Origin of the sequence: Streptomyces scopuliridis (genome assembly GCF_042790125.1) — a bacterium.
GTDB classification, from domain to species: domain Bacteria; phylum Actinomycetota; class Actinomycetes; order Streptomycetales; family Streptomycetaceae; genus Streptomyces; species Streptomyces scopuliridis_A.
Genome location: NZ_JBHTZS010000058.1, coordinates 1 through 18,605, shown reverse-complemented (window position 1 = coordinate 18,605; position 18,605 = coordinate 1). Strand labels below are relative to the sequence as shown.

The 18,605-nt window shown below is 71.4% G+C and carries 16 protein-coding genes and 1 pseudogene; 12 read left to right on the top strand and 5 right to left on the bottom strand.

Going from position 1 to position 18,605, the window contains the following annotated elements; translation table 11 throughout:
• Positions 1-349 precede the first annotated feature (349 nt).
• From ACFRKB_RS38375 to ACFRKB_RS38330, 10 genes are all read left to right on the top strand, one after another.
• The gene (locus tag ACFRKB_RS38375; RefSeq protein WP_383111220.1) at positions 350-1,912 is read left to right on the top strand and encodes an ABC transporter substrate-binding protein; all 1,563 of its coding nucleotides are present in this window, start codon (positions 350-352) and stop codon (positions 1,910-1,912) included.
• Positions 1,913-1,914: 2 nt separating this feature from the next.
• Entirely contained in the window at positions 1,915-2,862 is a 948-nt protein-coding gene (locus ACFRKB_RS38370) for an ABC transporter permease (RefSeq protein ID WP_383111219.1), read from the top strand.
• Positions 2,859-3,698, top strand: coding sequence for an ABC transporter permease subunit (locus tag ACFRKB_RS38365; protein WP_383111218.1), 840 nt, complete (start codon positions 2,859-2,861; stop codon positions 3,696-3,698). Before ACFRKB_RS38370 ends, ACFRKB_RS38365 begins: the two co-directional genes overlap by 4 nt.
• On the top strand, positions 3,695-5,263 hold the full coding sequence (locus ACFRKB_RS38360; RefSeq protein WP_383111217.1) for an ABC transporter ATP-binding protein: 1,569 nt from the start codon (positions 3,695-3,697) through the stop codon (positions 5,261-5,263). The genes ACFRKB_RS38365 and ACFRKB_RS38360 overlap by 4 nt, the downstream gene beginning before the upstream one ends.
• A gap of 41 nt (positions 5,264-5,304) precedes the next feature.
• Positions 5,305-6,072, top strand: a complete 768-nt coding sequence (locus tag ACFRKB_RS38355) for a class I SAM-dependent methyltransferase (RefSeq protein ID WP_383111216.1) — start codon at positions 5,305-5,307, stop codon at positions 6,070-6,072.
• Between the two features lie 16 nt (positions 6,073-6,088).
• On the top strand, positions 6,089-7,123 hold the full coding sequence (locus tag ACFRKB_RS38350) for a pyridoxal-phosphate dependent enzyme (RefSeq protein WP_383111215.1): 1,035 nt from the start codon (positions 6,089-6,091) through the stop codon (positions 7,121-7,123).
• A 120-nt stretch (positions 7,124-7,243) separates the two neighbouring features.
• Entirely contained in the window at positions 7,244-8,065 is an 822-nt protein-coding gene (locus tag ACFRKB_RS38345; protein WP_383111214.1) for a Rossmann-like domain-containing protein, read from the top strand.
• Complete coding sequence (locus tag ACFRKB_RS38340) at positions 8,062-9,357, top strand: MFS transporter (RefSeq protein ID WP_383111213.1); 1,296 nt, start codon at positions 8,062-8,064, stop codon at positions 9,355-9,357. The genes ACFRKB_RS38345 and ACFRKB_RS38340 overlap by 4 nt, the downstream gene beginning before the upstream one ends.
• Before the next feature lie 216 nt (positions 9,358-9,573).
• Entirely contained in the window at positions 9,574-9,753 is a 180-nt protein-coding gene (locus ACFRKB_RS38335) for a hypothetical protein (RefSeq protein WP_383111212.1), read from the top strand.
• Between the two features lie 71 nt (positions 9,754-9,824).
• A complete protein-coding gene (locus ACFRKB_RS38330) occupies positions 9,825-13,046 on the top strand; it encodes a type 2 lanthipeptide synthetase LanM family protein (RefSeq protein ID WP_383111211.1) in 3,222 nt (1,073 codons plus the stop codon).
• A 135-nt stretch (positions 13,047-13,181) separates the two neighbouring features.
• On the opposite strand, the gene ACFRKB_RS38325 is transcribed toward ACFRKB_RS38330, so the two are convergent.
• The 3 genes and pseudogenes from ACFRKB_RS38325 to ACFRKB_RS38315 all read right to left on the bottom strand — a co-directional run.
• Positions 13,182-13,982: a nucleotidyltransferase domain-containing protein gene (locus ACFRKB_RS38325; protein ID WP_383111210.1), complete on the bottom strand. Its 801-nt coding sequence runs from the start codon at positions 13,980-13,982 to the stop codon at positions 13,182-13,184.
• Between the two features lie 518 nt (positions 13,983-14,500).
• On the bottom strand, positions 14,501-15,475 hold the full coding sequence (locus tag ACFRKB_RS38320; protein ID WP_383111209.1) for a glycoside hydrolase family 6 protein: 975 nt from the start codon (positions 15,473-15,475) through the stop codon (positions 14,501-14,503).
• Positions 15,476-15,661: 186 nt separating this feature from the next.
• A pseudogene (locus ACFRKB_RS38315) lies at positions 15,662-16,090 on the bottom strand (IS5 family transposase); the annotation flags it as partial.
• Positions 16,091-16,116: 26 nt separating this feature from the next.
• Here ACFRKB_RS38315 and ACFRKB_RS38310 point away from each other — a divergent pair.
• On the top strand, positions 16,117-16,641 hold the full coding sequence (locus ACFRKB_RS38310) for a M48 family metalloprotease (RefSeq protein WP_383111208.1): 525 nt from the start codon (positions 16,117-16,119) through the stop codon (positions 16,639-16,641).
• Between the two features lie 466 nt (positions 16,642-17,107).
• The gene (locus ACFRKB_RS38305) at positions 17,108-17,299 is read left to right on the top strand and encodes a hypothetical protein (protein ID WP_365977849.1); all 192 of its coding nucleotides are present in this window, start codon (positions 17,108-17,110) and stop codon (positions 17,297-17,299) included.
• Between the two features lie 471 nt (positions 17,300-17,770).
• Here the strand turns inward: ACFRKB_RS38305 and ACFRKB_RS38300 are convergent, their stop codons facing one another.
• Together ACFRKB_RS38300 and ACFRKB_RS38295 are read right to left on the bottom strand one after the other, a co-directional pair.
• Positions 17,771-17,962 carry a DUF397 domain-containing protein gene (locus ACFRKB_RS38300; protein ID WP_383111222.1) on the bottom strand — a complete coding sequence of 64 codons (192 nt, stop codon included), beginning with the start codon at positions 17,960-17,962 and terminating at the stop codon, positions 17,771-17,773.
• A 42-nt stretch (positions 17,963-18,004) separates the two neighbouring features.
• Positions 18,005-18,499 (bottom strand): DUF5753 domain-containing protein, encoded by a 495-nt coding sequence (locus ACFRKB_RS38295; protein WP_383111221.1) that lies wholly within the window; start codon positions 18,497-18,499, stop codon positions 18,005-18,007.
• Between the last annotated feature and the right edge of the window lie 106 nt (positions 18,500-18,605).

Sequence of the window (18,605 nt, the reverse complement as noted above, 5' to 3'; positions counted from 1 at the left end):
CGTTGTCGCCCCAGGAGTCCGCCGCATCCGACACTCCGCCGCCTGCTTCGGGTTCGGGTGCCATCAGTCCTCGCCGTCGTTTCTGTCCGCGGAACGGCCGCACACGCGGTCCGCGGTATGTCTGTGTTGTCCGTGTGTCCGTGTGTCCGTGTGCTGAAGAGCATGTCATCAGGGGTGCGCGCGGCGCGTGGCGGGTTGGGATCCCGAGCGCCGCGAGTCGTGATCCGATCGACCCATCAGACGGAATTGACAATCATTTTCATCTGTTGAATGCTGCTCAGGCCTCGCACCTCTCCGCGCCGTCCCGCGGCTGCGGTGCGGGGTCCACCACGTGAGCCCTGGGAGCAACATGCCGATCTTCCGTAACCGTCGAGAGTTCCTCGCCCTGACCGGCGCCGCCACGGGCGGCATAGCCCTGACCGCATGCGGTGGTGGCAGCCCGGGCAGCGGTGAGCGGTCCGCCGGCGGAGGCAAGGGCGAGCCCCGGCGCGGCGGCGAGTTCCGGGCCCTGTTCACCGGCGGCGGCGAGCAGGAGACCATCGACCCGCACGCGGAGGCCCTGGCCATCGACATGGCCCGCACCAAGGCGCTGTTCGACCGGCTGGTGGAGCTCGACGCCGGCATGAAGCCCGTGCCGCGTCTCGCCGAGAAGTGGGAGCCCAACACCGACGCCACCGTATGGCGGTTCACCCTCCGCGACGCGACTTTCCATGATGGAAAACCCCTCACTCCCGAGGATGTCCTCTTCACTTTCGCCCGTGTCCTCGACCCGAAGGCGACCACCCACTTCGCGCAGAGCCTGCTGTCCGTCATCGACCTCAGGAAGAGCCGCGCCGCGGGCAAGAACGTCGTCGAGGTCACGCTCAAGCGGCCCGAGGCCGAGTTCCCGGCCCTGCTCGGCACGCTCGGCACGGCCGTCGTCAGCTCCCGGTACGCCGACCCGGCCGGACCCGTGGGCACCGGGGGGTTCCGGCTGAAGTCCTTCCAGGCGGGCCGCTCCTTCGTCGCCGAGCGCTTCGACGACCACTGGGACGGCGGCGCGTACGTCGACGAGCTGCGGATCCTCTCCGCGGACGCCGACGCCCGTGGCAACGCCCTGCGGGCCGGCGAGGCCGAGTTCGGCCACGAGATGACACCGACTTTCGCTCGGACCGTCCAGACCGACAACGCGGTCCGGATCCTGGCCGCCAAGGGCAGCACCGCGCACGCCATCGTGATGAAGTGCGATCAGGAGCCCTTCGACAACCCGGACGTCACCCTGGCCCTCAAGCTGCTGGCCGACCGGGAGAAGCTCGTCCAGGTCGTCCTCGCCGGACAGGGCGTGGTCGGCAACGACATGTTCGGCAAGGGCTACCAGTACTACCCGGAGGACATTCCGCAGCGTACGCGTGACGTCGAGGAGGCGCGGGCCCTGCTGAAGAGGGCCGGAGCGCTCAACAAGACGCTGTCCGTCTACACCTCCTCCGTCGCCAACGGCTTCGTCGAGGCCGCGACGCTCTTCGCCGAGCAGGCAGCCGATGCCGGCCTGCGGGTGAAGATCACCACCGGCTCGTCGGAGACCTACTTCAAGGATCAGCTCACCCATGGCGTCATGGGCAGTCACCGCTCGGGCGCGATGACGATCCCCAACTACATCAACGACCGGCTCCTCAGTACCTCCGCGTTCAACGCCTCCGCCTGGCGCCGCGAGGACTTCGACGCGACCTTCGCGAAGGCGCGGTCCACCACGGACGAGGCCGAACGCACCGAGCTGTACGGTCGGTTGCAGCGCACCGTGCACGACGAGGGCGGGCTGCTCGTCTGGGGGCACCCGGACTGGCTCAACGCCGTCTCGTCCCGGGTCCGCGGCATGGAGGCGGCCCCGCCCAACACTCTGCACTCGGCCCGCTTCGACAAGGTCTGGCTGGCCTGAGGATGCGCGGGTACGCACTGCAGCGGCTCGCCCTCGGTGTCGCCCAGCTCGCGCTGCTCGCGGTGCTGGTCTTCGTCCTGACCGCCCTCCTTCCGGGCGACGCCGCCGACGTCCGCAACGACGAGGACGCCACCGACGCCCAGGTGGCGGCGCTGCGCGAGCAACTCGGCCTGGACCTCCCGGCGGTGGAGCGGTTCACCGGCTGGGCGGCGGGGTTGCTGACCGGCGACCTCGGCATCTCCCTGGTCAGCGGCGGGCCGGTGGTCGGCATCCTCGCCGGCACGGTCGGCACCACACTGCTGCTCGGTGCGGTGACGCTCGCCGTGGTGCTGCCGCTCGCCGTGCTGCTCGGCGTCGCGTCCGGTCTGCGCGAGGGCGCCCGCCTGGACCGGGCGGTCACCTCCGTCACCCTGGCGCTGAACGCCGTACCGGACTTCGTGCTGGCGCTGCTGCTCGTCGCCGGACTGTCCCTCAAGCTCGGTCTGCTCCCCGCCACCTGGGTGGGTGTCGAGGCGGCCGACCTGCTCGCCGAGCCCGCTCTGCTGGTCCTGCCGGTCACGGTGGTGGCCGCCCGTGTGGTGTGCCTGCTGTCCCGTCAGGTGCGCGCGGGCGTGGTCTCCGTGCTCGGCGCGGGATACATCGCCCAGGCCCGGCGCCTGGGTGTGCCGCGCCGGACGCTGATGCTGCGCCACGTCCTGCCCAACGCGGCGGTTCCCGGCATCCAGGAGCTGGCGCGGGTGGGTGACAACCTCGTCGGCGGCGTCCTGATCGTCGAGGCCGTCTTCGCCGTTCCGGGCGTGGCCACCGCCCTCGTGCGCGCGGTCGAGGCACGGGACGTGCCCACCGTGCAGGGCCTCGCCCTGGTGGTCGCGGTCGCGGCACTGCTGTTCAGTCTCGCGGCGGACCTGCTGTGTCATCGCCTCGTACCACGGACGGAGGTCCTCCGATGAAGCCGCTGAAGCGGCCCGCGGCTCTCGGCGCCCCGCGCGTGCCCGCCGGTGCCTTCCTTGCCGCCCTGCCACTGGGGGTGGCCGTGCTGGGGCCACTGTTCGCCGGGACTCCCGGCGCCGGGCCGGCCGGGCCGTATGCCGCGCGCGGCGCCGAACACCCCCTCGGGACGGACGCCCTGGGCCGGGACGTGCTGGCACTGCTGCTGCACGGTGGGCGCAGCGCGCTGGGCATGGCCCTGGGCGCGGTCGCCCTCGCCTACCTGGCGGGTGGGCTGGCCGGACTGCTGGCGGCGTCGGCTCGCCGACGGTGGGTGGACGAGCTGCTCATCCGGCCCCTGGACGTGTTGCTTCCCCTGCCCACCCTCCTGGTGATCAGCGTGGTCGCGGTGGGCTGGCGCGGCTCCCCGGTCGCCATCGCGCTCGCGGTCGCCGCCGTGAACGTCCCGCCGGTGGCCCGGCTGGTGAGGGCGGCCGCGCTGGACGCGGCGAGCAGTCCCGTCGCCGAGGCGCTGCGGCTGCGGGGCGAGTCATGGGTCGCTGTCCAGTGCGGTCTCGTCGCGCGTTCGGCACTCGGCCCGGTCGCGGCCGACCTCGGTACCCGGATCACGCTCGCGGTCTTCCTGGTCGGTTCGGCGAACTTCCTCGGCCTGGGACTGGATCCGACGGCGCCCGACTGGGCGGTGAGCATCGCGCGCGGTCGTGAGGGCCTGCTGCTTCAGCCGTGGGCGGTGCTGGCACCGGCCGCGATGCTCGTCACGTTCACCGTGGGACTCAATCTGTTCACCGACCGCTTGCTGGCCCGCTCCCGGCACCGCACCCAGGAGGCGGTCCGATGACCGTGCTCGTAACCGCCCGCGGACTGACCGCGTACGCCGGGGACTCGGTGCTCCTGGACGCGGTCGATTTCGACCTGTACGAGGGGCGCGTCACCGCGCTCGTCGGTCCCTCGGGCAGCGGCAAGACGACCGCCGCCCTGTCGCTCCTGGGCGAGGCGGGACCGGGCGTACGGCTGAGCGGCCACGTCGCCGTCGGGGGCGTCACCGTCGTGGACGAGCGGGGACCGACCGCCCATTCGGCCTCGGTTCCCGGACGCGTCGTGGCGTACCTGCCGCAGCACCCCGGCAGCGCGCTGAATCCGGCCCGCCGCACCGGTGCCGTCCTCGGCGAGCTGGCCCGGCTGCACCACCCCGAGGCCGCGCCTCCGGCGGTAGTGGCCGAGGCGCTCCAGGCCGCCCAGCTTCCCCCGGGGCGTGATGTCGAGCGGCGCTTCCCGCACCAGTTCTCCGGCGGCCAGCGCCAGCGCGTCGCGCTCGCCCAGACCCTGGTGTGCCGGCCCCGGGTCCTCGTCCTGGACGAGCCCAGCACCGGTCTGGACACCGTGGCACGCATGCGGCTGGCGGCCGAGCTGGCCTCGCTGGCCGGCCGGGGACTCGGGATCCTGCTGCTCAGCCATGACCTCGATGTGGTGCGGGCCCTCGCCCACCACGTGGTCGTGATGCGTCGCGGCCGGGTGACGGCCTCGGGTACTCCTGCCGAGGCGGTGCCCGCCCGGTCCCGCCCGGGCACCCTGCGCCACGAGCCCACCGAAGCCGACCGGCCTCCCGTGCTGGAGGTGCGGGCGCTCTCGGCACACCTGCGCGCCCGCGCCCGCGGCCCGGTCCTGCACTCGGTGGACCTGCGGCTGCCGGCCGGGGCCTGCGTCGGCGTCGTCGGACCGTCCGGAAGCGGAAAGACAACGCTGGCGCGCTGCGTCGCCGGCCTCCACGAACGTCACCGCGGGCAGGTACTCCTGAACGGTGTGGCCCTGCCCGTCCTGCGGCGACGCACTCGCGAGCAGAAGCGGCGCGTGCAGTACGTATGGCAGGAAGTGCGCGGTTCGTTCGACGAGCGGCACACGATCGCCGAGCAGGTGTCCCGTACCGCCGTGCGTCTGCGCGGTCTCGCGCCCGGCGACGCGCGGGTTGAGGCTCTGCGGCTGCTGGGCCGACTGGGACTGGACGAGGGCACCGCCGCGCGGCGGCCCGTCGGCCTGTCCGGCGGCGAGCTGCAACGGGCGGCCCTGGCACGGGCGGTCATCGCGGTGCCCGAGGTCCTGGTCTGCGACGAGATCACCACGGCCCTGGACCCTGCCGCCACCGACGCGGTCCTCGCCGAACTCGCCCGGCTGCGCGCGGAGCACGGCACCGCGCTTCTCTGGGTCGGCCACGACCTCGAACTCCTCGCCGCCGTCGCCCATCACGTCGTCGTCATCGACAACGGGCACGTCGTCGAGACCGGCACACCCGACGAGGTGCTCCGCGCGCCCCGGGCCGCGCTCACCCGGCGGCTCGTCGGCGCCATGGACCTCGGTACGGAACGGGCGGTCATGGATCTGGCCGCGCCGACCGTACCCGGGTCCTGATCACACCGGCTTACCCCTTCCCATCCGACCATGGAGGACCCATGACCGACCGGACCGCGGCCGGCGCCGCCGCGTCCCAGGACGACGCCCGTGCCCTGCTGGACTCGCTGCCCCACACGCTGCCCCGGGACGAGATCCTGGCGATCAACAGCTCCCCGTCCGATATCCACACCACGCGGACGTACGACTACAACGGCTGGACGTTCACGCTGCCGCCGGGGGTCTTCAAGCCGGGCGACACCAGCCGCATCGTCCACGACCGTTTGCTGGACGGCACGATCCCCGTCAAGGGCCGCTCGTACGCGGCGATGGGCGCGGGCCTCGGTGTCGAGGCCGTGATCGCCGGCACCTTGGGGGCGCGGGAGATCTACGCGGCCGACGTCCACCCGGACAGCGTGGCCACAGCCGCCGAGCACTACGCGCGCATCGTCGGCGACCGGCCGGAGACCTTCTTCCGTCCACTGGTGTCCAACCTCTTCGAGGGGTTCGAGGGCTCCGCCCGGCTGGACGTCATCACCTTCAACCCGCCGGCGGTCAGCGCGAGGACGAGCGACGACCCGACGGTCGTGCGGAACGTCTGTGTCGGCGCCGGGGTCGTCCTGCGCTTCTTCGACCAGATCGTCACCCGTGACCTGCTCGCACCGGACGGTGAGATCTACCTGATCGTGTCCAACACCGCCGAGCTCAAGCGGATCGTCGGCCACGGCATCGACGCCGGGTTCCGCCCCCTCGTGCTGCACCGCCAGACCTGGGAGGGCGACGACTGCCAGGCGTACCTGTTCAAGCTCATCCGGCACGACGCCGTCTGACGGGGAGGACGAGAACATGCACGAGCACATAGCCGAAGCCGTCAAGGAACCGGATGTGGTGACCGTCCCGCCGGGGGCGATCTGTCTGCGCTTCGAGACCATGAAGCTGTACTCGGCGCTCGGCGCGGTACGCCACCTGCTGGAGACCGGGCAGGTCAAGCCCGGTGACACCCTCGTCGACAGCTCCAGCGGCATCTACGCCCACGCGCTCGCCCTGGCCTGCCACCGGTACGGCCTGAACTGCCACATCGTGGGGTCCACCACGGTGGACCGCACGCTCCGCGTGCAACTGGAGATCCTCGGCGCCACGTTGGAGCAGGTCCGGCCCTCCAGGAACCTGCGACTGGACCAGAACCTCCGCGTCGAGCGGATCGGCCAACTGCTGCGTGAGAACCCGCACTTCCACTGGATGCGGCAGTACCACGACTCGATCCACTACCTCGGCTACCGCGACATCGCCGAACTGATCCGCACGGAGGTCCCCGAAGGCCCCCTGTCGCTCGTCGGAGGCGTGGGCACCGGCGCGTCCACCGGCGCCATCGCCACCTACCTGCGCGAGGCGGGCCGGGACGTCACGCTCGTCGGAGTACAGCCGTTCGGCAGCGTCACCTTCGGCGCCGAGCACGTCTCCGACCCGGACATGATCATCGCCGGTATCGGCAGCTCCATCCCGTTCCAGAACGTCCGGCACGACCTGTACGACCGCGTCCACTGGGTCAACTTCGACTACGCCATGTCGGGCGCCGTCGAACTCCTGCGGGCCAGCGGAATCTTCGCCGGCCTGTCGGCGGGCGCCGCGTATCTCGCCACCCTCTGGGAGCGCGAACGCGACACCGACCGCAGGTACGTCTTCCTCGCCGCCGACACCGGACACCGCTACGTCGACAGCGCCTACGTCAACCACTCAAAGGCCAGGGGCCTCGGCGCCATGCGGCCCCATGAGGCGGCGACGCGGGACGAGCTCAGACACCCGTGGTCCGCCATGGACTGGCCACCCGCCGGCAGCTCGCCGCCGCGTGGCGCCCCCGTCCTGGCAACCAAGCCCTACTAGTACCCCACCGCCTCCCCCGTGCCACACCCGTGCGGCACTCCCGGTGCCCCGCACACCCGTGTCCGTACACACCCGTGCCCGTACACACCCGTGCCCGTACACACCCGAGAAAGAACCGACATGTCTCCCGCACAGCCGCAGTCCGTACCGGAACTCCAGCAGGCCGTCCTGGAAGGCGCCTTCGGGCCGCCCCCCGGCGAACTGACCGTCACCAGCGCCTTCTGGCTCCACCACACCACCCGCCTCGCCGACAGCCGGGCCACCTACCGCAACCACTACCTGCTGCTCCGCACCGGGGACGCCTTCGGCGCCTGCTCCTTCGAAGTCGGCGAACTCGCCCCGGACTTCTGCGCCGACGCCTCCGGACACACCCTCGACACCCTCATCCGCCACGCATCGGCACCCGTGCGCATCGCCGCGCTCGACGCCTACCTCGGCCGCGTACAGCCTCACCGCGACGCGACGGACGCCGAAACCGTCACCCTGCCCACCGGCACACCCGAGCGGCGGGCGCGGGCCAGGGACGCCGCCGTCGCCGGGCTCCTCGACATCACCCCGGGAGCGAAGGTGGCGCTCATCGGGGTCGTCAACCCGCTCATCGCGGCGATACGCGAGCGGGGCGGCGTCCCGCTGCCGTGTGACTTCAACCTGCGCGCCACCCACTGGGGCGACCCCGTCACCGACGACATGGATCACGTCCTGGACACCGCGGACGCCGTGGTCGCCACCGGCATGACCCTCGGCAACGGCAGCTTCGACCGGATCCTCGGACACTGCCGCAAGCACGCGCTCCCCCTGGTGGTCTACGCCCAGACCGGCAGCGCCGTCGCCCGCGCCTTCCTCGGCTCCGGCGTGACCGCGCTCTCCGCCGAACCCTTCCCCTTCTCCCAGTTCAGTGCCGACGCGACCGCGCTGTACCGGTACCGGGTGGAGCGGGCATGAGCGGCGAGACGAACGCCCCCGCAACGTCAGCGCAGGCCACCGGGCAGCCGCGGACGGCGGGGGCCGCGAGCCCGGACTCCGCGGCGACCGTGCCCGGTGACCTGCGGATGACCCGTCTCCTGTGGCCGTTCATGCTGGCCTCCGCCGCGGGTCTGGTGCCCTTCACCGTCTACAGCACCTTCCTCGTTCCCATCGCCGACGAGTCGGGGGGCGGCGTCGCCGCCCTCGGGCAGCTGCGCGGCCTCGGCGGCCTGGCCGCCCTCGCCGTGGGCAGCGCGCTGGCGCCACTGATCGACCGGGTACGCAGGGAGTGGGCGGCCGCGGCCGGCTTGGCCGTGCTCGCGGCCTCGGCGGCACTCGGCGCGAGCGGCGACTTTCTCCTGCTGGCCGCCTTCTGTCTGCTCGTCGGCGCCGGTACGGCCGTCCTCAACCCGGCGCTGACCGCGGCCGCGGCCGACCGTTTCGACAACGACGCCGCCGCGGGCCGCGCGGCCACCCTCATCACGGCCACACAGTCGCTGACCGCGCTCCTCGCGGCGCCGCTTGTGGCGCTTCCCGCCCTGGTGTGGGGCTGGCGGGGCGACCTGTGGGCCATCGCCGCGCTCTGTTCCGTACTCGCCCTGTATTTCCTGCTGCGTGGCCGCCGGAAGGCCGGGCCCGGTGCGGAGGCGGAGGCCGCCGGCAAGGCCGGACAACCCGGCTACGTGGAGTCGTTCCGGCTTCTGGGGACCCTGCCCGGCGTGCTGCCGCTGGTCCTGGTCGCCATGCTGCGCACGGCCGCGTTCATGGGGTACCTCGCCTATCTCGCCGCCTTCTACGACGAGCGGTTCGGGCTCGCACCAGGGCCGTTCGCGATGGTGTGGACGCTCAGCGGCACGTCGTTCTTCCTCGGGAACCTCTTCGCCGGCCGGCTGCTGAGCGCCGAACGGGCGAGAATCTCAGGGGAACGCCTGATGACGCTCGCACTGGTGGTGGCGCTGGCCGCACTGGTGGGTGTCTTCTTCACCCGGTCGCTCTGGCTGTCCCTGCCGCTGACGGCGCTCGTCGGCGCCGCGCACGCGACGGTCGCGGCCTGTGTCACCACCCTGCTCGTACGGCGCTGCGGCTCCCTGCGGGGCACCGCCCTGAGTGTCAATGCCGCCGGAATGAGCTTCGGTGTCTTCTGTGGCGCGGGACTCGGCGGGGCGGGTCTGGCCCTCGGCGGCTTCGCGGGCACGGCGGCGGCCCTCGGCGGTCTGACTCTCGTAGCGCTCGTCCTCGCCCGTGTCGTCGCCCGGTCCTCCACGGATTGACGTCGCCGCCAACTCCCGGCGGGCTGGGAGCGAGTGGGGACGCCCCGTGCTCCCGCTCTCGCTCCCGGAGCACTCCCGGAAAGCGCGTCAGGCGCCATCCGAGGACGGCCCCTGAGCTGTTACGGCGATCCGGACTCTGGTGTGGTGCCGTCCCCCGCTGTCATGATGAGCCGTCCGATCGACCATGCGAGATACGAACCGATTCGGGGAGGCGCCGTGCTGACCACGGCAGAGCAGGTCCGTGCACTCAAGGACGAGGACTTCCGGCTGGGGCTCGCGCGGGAACTCCAGTCCCACCCGGCAGGTGACCCGGCCGGTGAGGTCTACGTGTCCGCCGCGCAGGCGGCCAACACCTGTGAGACGTACTCCAGCTGCGCGCAGATGTGTTCCTTCTGACACACCGTCACACAGGCCGCACCCCGCCCGGGGTGCGGCGTCCGGCGTAGACACGTATCCGGGGGCCTGCCGTGGTGGACGCGTCCCAGCCGTCCATGGACGCATCCGCGCTGCCCTTGGGCACGTCCCCGCTGCGCCTGGCCGCCGCCCGTGCCGTGCCGGTCAACCGCAGAGGCCGGGCTTCGGTCACCGATCCTTCCCTCGGCCCGCGCGCCGACCGCACGCTGGCACGCTGGCGGGCGCAGCGGCCCTTCGACCAGGACGGCTGGTTCGAACGCCGGCTGGCCGCGGACGCGTTGGACCCCCGCCTGCTGCGCGGGCTGCTGACCGAGCCTCCCGACGCGCTGGCCGGCCGGCTCGGCACGCCCGAACCCTGGGCACGGGACCTGGCCGCGGCCTTCGCCTGCCCCCCGCCCGCCGCGTTGGCCATCCCCTGCCGAGACGCCTTCGCCACCGTGGCCGCCCCGCTGCTGGCCGCCGCCCGCGACAGGCTCCGGCAGGGCATCGCGGACCTGGGGCCGACCCCGCTGGGCACCCCTGAGGAGATCACCGCCCACCTGGTGCCGTCCCTGACCGCCTCCGCACACGCGATGGCGGTACGCACCGTGATCGTGGAGCTGCACGCCGCCCGGCTCACCGGCCAGTTGACCGGCGCCACGCCCCAGGACCGCTACCGCGACTTTCTGCGCCGTCTGGCCGACCCGACCCAGGCGCTGCGGCTGCTGGCCGAATACCCGGTGCTGGCCCGCCGGCTGACGGTGGCGGCCGGCCAGTGGACCGACACCCACCTCACACTTGTGCGCCGCCTGGCCGCCGACCTGCCCGCCCTCTCCCGCACCTTCGCCGCGGGCACCCCGCTCGGCCCTCTTGTCGAGATCCGCAACGGCCTGGGCGACGCCCACCGCGGCGGCGCCACGGTCACCGCCCTGCGCTTCCACGGCGGCACCCACCTCGTCTACAAGCCCCGCCCGACCGATGTCGACCAGCACTTCCAGGACCTGGTGCGCTGGCTCAACCCGCGGCTGCGCCTGCCGCTGCTGGAGGTGGCCCACCTTCCCGGCGACGGCTACGGCTGGATGGCCCACGTGGCGGCCCGGCCCTGTCGCACCCACGCCGAGCTGCGCGACTTCTACCACCGCGCCGGCGTGCTGGCAGCACTGCTGTACGTGCTGGAGGCCGTCGACTGCCACGCGCAGAACCTCATCGCCGTCGGCGACCAGCCCGTCCTGGTCGACCTGGAGGCGTTGTTCCACCCCGACCTGCGCGAACCCGCCAAAAGCCTCTCCCCTTCCGAGCGCCTGGCACGCCACGACGCCGCCCACTCGGTCCTGCGCTCGGGCCTGCTGCCCCAGCGCATGTGGGACGAGGACGGCAACGGCGGCGCCGATGTCTCGGCCCTGGGCTGGGATCCCGCCCTGCTGCCACCCCGCCCCGTCCCCCTGGTCGCCGAGGACGGCACCGACCGGATGCACATCGTCTACCGGCCGATGGCCCTCAAGGCCGCCGCCAGCCGCCCCGTCCCACCCGAACAGCCGCTGTGCCTGGCCGACTTCGCCGACGACCTGGACGCCGGGTTCACCGAGGCCTACACCCTCCTGGCCCGCGACAAGCGCCACGTACGCCGCCTGCTGCGGGCCTTCGCCACCGACCACACCCGGCTGCTGCTCCGCGACACCCTCGAATACCGCAGCCTGCTCGCCGCCGCCCACCACCCCGACCTGCTGCGCGACGCCCTTGACCAGGACCGCCACCTGGACCGGATGTGGGCCCTGGCGGCCTGGGAGGACAGCGCCGAGGCGTTCCTCGTCCATGAACGCGCCGACCTGTGGAACAACGACATCCCTCTGTTCACCGTGCGCCCCGACAGCGTCGATGCCCACGCCTCCACCGGCGCCCTCATCCCCGAGGTCACCGAGCGGCCCGCACTCGACGCCGCGCTGGACAAACTCCATGCCCTCGGCCCCCACGACCTGGCCCGCCAGCGCCAGTTGCTGCGCCTGTCGGTGACCACCGCCGCCGGCACGAGCGAACCCCGTCACCCCCCGGCCGCCCGCACCCTCCGCCCGTCCCCCACCGCCCCGGACCACGCCGCGCTCCGCACCCGCGCCCTGGCCGCGGCCGCCCAGGCAGCCGACCACCTGCTGCGGCAGGCGCACCGCGGACCGGCCGACCTGGCCTGGATCGGCCCCAACTGGACGCCACCAGGCCGGTGGGCCCCGGCAGAACTCGGCCCGGACCTCTACAGCGGCACCGCCGGCATCACCTTCTTCCTCCACCACCTCGCCCGCCTCACCGGCGACGCGGCACACCACAGCGCCGCCCAGGCCGCCGGCGTCACCCTCCGTCTGCAGATCCGGCGCCGCGCCGACCGGCTCACCGGCGGCCTGACCGGCACCGGCGGCATCCTCTACGCCCTCGCCCACCTGTCCGCCCACTGCCCCGACACCGAACTGGACGCCCTCGCCGCCACCCTCGTAGCCCGAGCCGCCGCAACCGCGGGGGACGACACCTCTTTCGACCTCATCGACGGCTGCGCGGGCACCATCGCCGGACTGGCGGCCTGGGCCGCGGTACGCCCCGCCGCCGCCGTGACCGACGCCCTCGCGCGCTGCGCCGACCGGCTCGTGGACCAGGCCAGGCTCCAGCCGGGCGGCGGGACCGGCTGGCTGCCCCGGTCGCTCGCCGATACGGCCGGACGCCCCCTGGCCGGATTCGCCCATGGCGCCTCGGGCATCGCCTGGGCACTCACCCGGGCGGGGACCCTGCTCGGCGACGAGCGGCTGCCCGCTCTCGCACGGGCCGCACTGGACTACGAGCACACGCTCTTCGACGCGGACGCCGCCAACTGGCGCGATGTGCGCCAGGACGGCTCACCGCACGCGCCGTCCTACCCCGTGCTGTGGTGCCACGGAGCCGCGGGTATCGCGCTGGCCCGCGGGGAACTGCGCGGCCGGCTGGACCACCCGCGGCTGCGGGAAGAACACACCGTGGCCCTGGCCACGGTGGCCCGCGCCGGCTTCGGGCACAACTTCTCCCTGTGCCACGGCGACCTGGGCAATCTGGAGGCGCTGCTGCTGGCGGGCGGCACCGCGCGGAACACGGCGCTGCGGCAGGCCGCCGCGACCCTGGACGCCCTGGAGGAACGGGGCTGGGTGTGCGGCATGCCGGACGGAGTGCACAGCCCCTCCCTGATGGTCGGGGTCGCCGGAATCGGCTACGGCCTGCTGCGCCTGGCCGCCCCCGACACGACCCCGTCCGTGCTGGCCCTCCACCCGCCCCTGCCGGCCCCGTAGAACCCTGGAACGGGACCCAGACCTCGCCGTAGGTCCGCCGCCTCCGGCCCGTGAGGCGGGCCGGACGCCTCTACCGGTGCCGGGACCGGGCCTCGGCGGGCCGGGGCGGACGCCCGAGCCCGCCGAGCATGTCACTCAGGCCCGCGCGGCGCGGGCGGTCTCGTCGACGCGTTCACGTGCCCAGCCTAGGAAGGACCGGACCTCGCCCGCGGGCAGCGGCTCCGCGTCAGCGCGCGGTCGCTCGAAACTGCGGACCGCGGCCTCCAGCAGCGGCCCGAAGTCCGCCTCGTCCGCGGCGATCCGGTGCGCCGCCGCGCGCTTGGCCAGCCACTGGCCCGTACGGCAGTACACCACCGAGCGGCAGCCGTTGAGGACGCGGTTGTCCGCGAGGTGGCCCTCGCCGTCGCTGTGCTCCCGCAGGGAGGCGCGGATCGCCGTGAGCAGTTCCGGCTGGTCCGGCGCGGCGATCGTCTCCCGCGCGGGCCGGCCGGACAGGGTGAGGCCCCGCTGATGGGCGACGGAACGGTCGATGACGTACCAGAACGTGGGGGACTCCGTGGCGTCGAAGGACGTCTTGGGGGAAAGCAGCGCGCCGGTGTTGAGGTCGAGCAGGTATCCGGCCTCACCCGAGGGCCGGGCGGCGAAATCCGCCGCGTAGACCACCAGTTCCAGTCCTGCGGCGGGGCAGGGCAGCTCCGGGTGCGTCAGGGTCCGCGCCAGGTCGTGCAGTGCCTCCTGCGGCAGCGACGGGTCGACCACGACGGTGACGTCGACGTCGCTGCGTCCGTGCCGGTAGTCTCCGAGCGCCAGCGACCCGACCGCGGTGACGCTGACGAGCCGGGGTCCGCACACCGCCCCCGTACGCCGGACGAGTTCGTCCAGGTAGCCGCGCACCTCGCCGGGGACGCGCCGAGGCTCTTCGAGTGCGTCTGTCACCCGGCCAGTATCACCGAGCGGACGTCCTGTCCGTCAACCGCGGACGTTTCGGAACCTCCGTCAGCGGATACCCTGCCCCGCCAGAGCACCGAACCCCCACCAGCCCGGCCCGGACTGCCGTACGAACGACCAGGCAGGACCCCGCACGATGCTCCGAACCCAGGCCACCCTGCCCCGCCCCGCCCGCCGTCCGCGAGGCCGCCGCCGTTACGGGGTCCGCGGCCGCGCCGGCCGCCGTGCTCGGTCTGTTGTCCAGGTCGCCGACCTGCTGGCCGAACAGCACGCCGGGCTGCTTGACCGGGCCGTGCTGGGCGAGGCGGTCGAGCACCGCGGCACAGGGACGACCGCGTTCATGGAGGCCGTCAACCGCACCCGCCCGCCGCCGGCCACCGCCGTCGGATCCGCGCCGCCGGAACCGGGAACGTCGCCCAGGCGATCGCCGATCCGCAGGCGTGGCGTACGGCGCCGCGCGGTGCGTACGAGGCGGTGCGGCCCGGCGGGCGGCGAATCGGCCGGTCTCAGTATCCGTAGATCATCTTGTACGCGACTTCCGGGAGAAACTGACCGGCCACGGAGCCGGCGCCGACTCCGCAGTTGCCGTCGGACTCGCCGGGGGTCTTCAGCCACAGCAGCATCTCGGCTCCGCCGCCCGTCTGGCTGACGGCCCCGATCCTCCGCCCGGCGGGGTTGCACCACTCGCCGTTGGAATCGTTGCCGTTGCGGCTGGTGTCGATGACGAAGGGCTTCGTGTAACCGTAGGACGCCGACAGTACCGAGTTGATGGCGTTGCCGTAGCTGATGTTCCGGCTGGTGCCGTAGTAGTTGGAGATGTTCGACGAGAAGCCGTGCGCCTGTCGGGCCCCGGCGCCGTCGAGATGCCGGGCCATGGTGGCCGCGTCGATCCAGGCGGGGTTTCCGGCGTCCAGGTACGTCCACGTGTTGGGCGCGTGCGCGGAGAACTGCGCGAGGGCGTCTCGGAGCATGGCGTTGCGCTCATCGATCTGCTGCTGGGACAGACAGCTGTAATCACCGAGGGAGTCGGGCTCGATCACCACCAGCGCCGGTCGCCCGCCGATGGCCGAGGCGAAGGCGGATATCCAGGTGCGGTAGGCCGCCGGAGAACCCGCCCCGCCGCCGGAATGGCCGCCACAGGCGTCGCGGCCTGGGATGTTGTAGGCGATCAGGACGGGAAGCTTGTCCGCGGCGTCCGCGGCTCTCACGTAGGAGCCCACCGCGGCCCCGATGTCACCGCTCCAGGAACCGAACCACCGGGCCATGGGACGCGCGGCGATGTTGTCCCGGATCGCCGACGCCCGTCCGTCGCCGGGGTTCGCCGCCGCCCATGCGGCCGGAGTCGAGTTCGGGTCCGCGTAGAACCCGCTGGTCATGCCGATCGGATCGGCCAGGGCGCCGGCGTCGGCCCGCCCGGTGCCAAGGGGCAGGAGCAGGCACGCGATTGCCGACGCGACGAGCGTACGCATCATCTTTCCCATGAGTGCAGCCTCTCTGGGAGCGCTCCCACATCAGCGTTGGCTCTACCGCGAGGGAGACGCGGGTGGGGGGAGGATCGAGCGGGCGGTCCCCTCGGGGCTCTCGCTGGGAACTGCCGCTGTCAGACGAGACAGTGGCAGGGGGGCAGTCCGCTGTCAATGAGTTCGGCAAGGGCCACGGGGAGCGGGGCGGGAAGGTGGCAGGCGTTCATCGGGACGCGTCCTGAGCCCGCCGCGATCCCGGCGCATGCGTGGCTCCTTCTTCCGGGCGCCGGCCGCGTGCTGATGGGAGCGGCAGGAGGTCGAGTCGACGCTGACCATGCTCCGGTCGACCCGGCCCGCGAGGTCGACGTGGCCTGGAACAGCGCGCAGGATCCGGTCCCACGTGCCCTCCGCCGACCGGCGCCGGTGGCGCTCATCGACGGTCTTCCATCTGCCGGAACGCTCGGGAAGGTCACGCCACGGTATGCCCGTCCGGACCCGGACCAAGACTCCGTTGATCACCCTGCGGTGGTCGTTCCACCGTCCGCCGCGCTGCCCCGACACCGGCAAGTGCGGCTCCAGCCGGACCCACTCGGCATTCGCCAGATTCCGACAGCCACATGATCCGCCGGACAGGACCTAGCTAAGCTTCACTGCCCCGGGTGGTGATCGACCCCGCGGCCACCTCCGTCAGCGCAGTGGTGTTCGGCCGCACCCGCCATCCTGTCGTCTGTCTTCACGGCGGCCTGCTCGCCGTCCGCTGCAGCGATCCAAATCGGTTCCAGGCTGTGCTGCTGCACGAGCTCGCCCACATCGCCAACCGTGACATCACCCTGACCTACTGGCACGGTGCCGAGAAGGAAGAGGGGCAGGACGACGATACGGAACAGCGGCGCGGGGTCAGCGAGTGCTCCCTGACGCAGGCCCCAACGCGGTTGTGTGCGCCACAGTTCGAGGAACGAGTCGAGAGTGCCGCGCGCCGCACTCCGATGCGGCATGGCGGTGACGGACCAGCCGTGCGGGTCCGCGCCCCAGCGCGCTGCGGTCAGGTCGGCGTAGATCTCACGGCTCCGCAGGGTGTCGGAGCGGGTGAGATACAGCAGCACACGACCATGACAACGGCCGACGCCATCGCCCGGTCCAGCCGCGGCATGCCGCCGTTCGCAACGACCCCGTGCGTCACATAGCCCACGCAGAGCACGAACGGCAGCAGTACCAGCGAGAGGAAGACCCGCCACAGGGCTACCGTGAGGTATCAGGGATATGGTCCCTGTCCCTGGGAATTCCGATCTATGGGCGGCGTCGTTGTGGCGAGATGGCAGCAATGCGGCTGGCGGGAGAGTATTTACCACAAACGCAGTCATCACGCAGGAAAGCTTCGTCAGCATCGTGAACGGCGCTCTTAAGCGTGGGGATGACATCCATATCCTCACTGGGATACATGGTAATGCGGCTGGTGTCATGACTCCGAGTTACCGCTTTTACACTGACGATGCTGCCCGATTTGGGGATCTTCCTGGTGTCAGGATTCACGACATCTCGTCCATGTCGCCTGACGCGATTAGCGGAGTTCTGCAAAGCCCGGGGACTATTATCGGAGCGTTCTGCCATAGCGCGATTTGCCTCAATCCCTACAGATAAGCCACGGGAGACATGATGAACGCCGAGCCAGGAGAGCCGAAGCGCGAGTACGTCGGCTTTATTCGGATCGCCGGCCAACCGGAAATTCAATTGCGGCTGATGGCTTCGTCGTCGAGCGAAGCCCGAGCAATCGTCATCGAGCAGTATGGCGAGGGGCACGTGATCTCGATCTGGAACGAAGAAGACGCCAGACGTCCCAGGTAGACTCACCTCGACTGCTCCGAGGTTCTCTCGACGGCGCGACTGAACGGCTCCGGATTACCCCAAGGCCCAGTGCGGTTTAATAGCGAAAGTTGCGACTGCCATGCACGGCGACCTCGTTCGGGGTCTGGTATTGACAATTGGGCGAAGTGGCGGCGACCCGCGGGCCCCGTCCTTCGGGAACCCATGCAGATGGATTGCGTGCAATTACAGTGGCCCCATTGGATGCATTCCGGTGGGGCCACTGTGGTGTCTGTCGGCAGTAGTTGACGGCAACGTCAGCGGACGGGTGCTGCACGAAGCGGCGGGTCGTCTCCGTGGTCGGGCTCGATCGTGGTCTCTGGGAGGATGCCTAAGCTAAGTCACCGGTATTGAGGCTAGGGGTGGCCAGCCAGCAGTGCGCGGACCTGTAGACGTAACGACGGGCCCTGGCCCGCTACTTTGGTCGGCGATCGGCGCCGAAACCGTGGGTCTCTAGAGGCCCAGCAGGAAGTCGAACTCACCGTCCTTTGCACCCAGCAGCCACGCCTTCATCTCGCCAGGCGTGTAGACGTGCGGCAGGCGGTCGGGGTTCTTCGAGTCACCCACCAGGACGAAGCCGTCCTTCACACCGACCCTGACGCAGTCGCCCCCGCCCCCGCTGTGCGAGGAGACTGTCCACTCGATGTCCGACAGGTCAAACTCGGAGGGGTCGGGCTTGCCTGTTGCTCACTGCTTCTCCTTGATCATTTCTTTGATGAGGACGCGTGTGTCAGCGGGATTGAGGGCCCGCTCCCACAGATCGGTGTACACCTCGGCGTAGTAGTCCACGTCCCCTGCCTGGTCGAAATACACCGACCGCTTCGCAAGCTCGCACCAAACAACGTCTCGCGCGGCCTCGTGAAAGCCCATGAGTACAAACGGGCCGGCCAGCCCGGGGTGGCTGCCGACGCTGTCCGGGAGCACGCGGATGCAGATCTTGTCCTGCGCCGAGGCGTCAAGGAGACGTTCGAGCTGACCGCGTCGCACCTGCTCGTCGCTGCCCACTTTGCGGCGAAGCGCGCCCTGTTCGAGTAGAACTTGCAACCGGTGGAGCTCACCGCCATCACCGAAGACCTTCTGCTGACAGTCCATGCGGACGTCAACCAGGCCGCGAACTTCTGCCGGCTTGAGCTCGGGCTGCATGCCCACGATCGCTTGGTAGGCGTACTCCTTGGTCTGAATGAACCTCCCCTGGTTCGGTAGAGATCTCAGGTTGTGGTTGTGACCTGGGGTTTCGTGGATTGCTTGTAGTGGTTGGCTTCGTATTCGACGGGCGGGACGTGGCCTA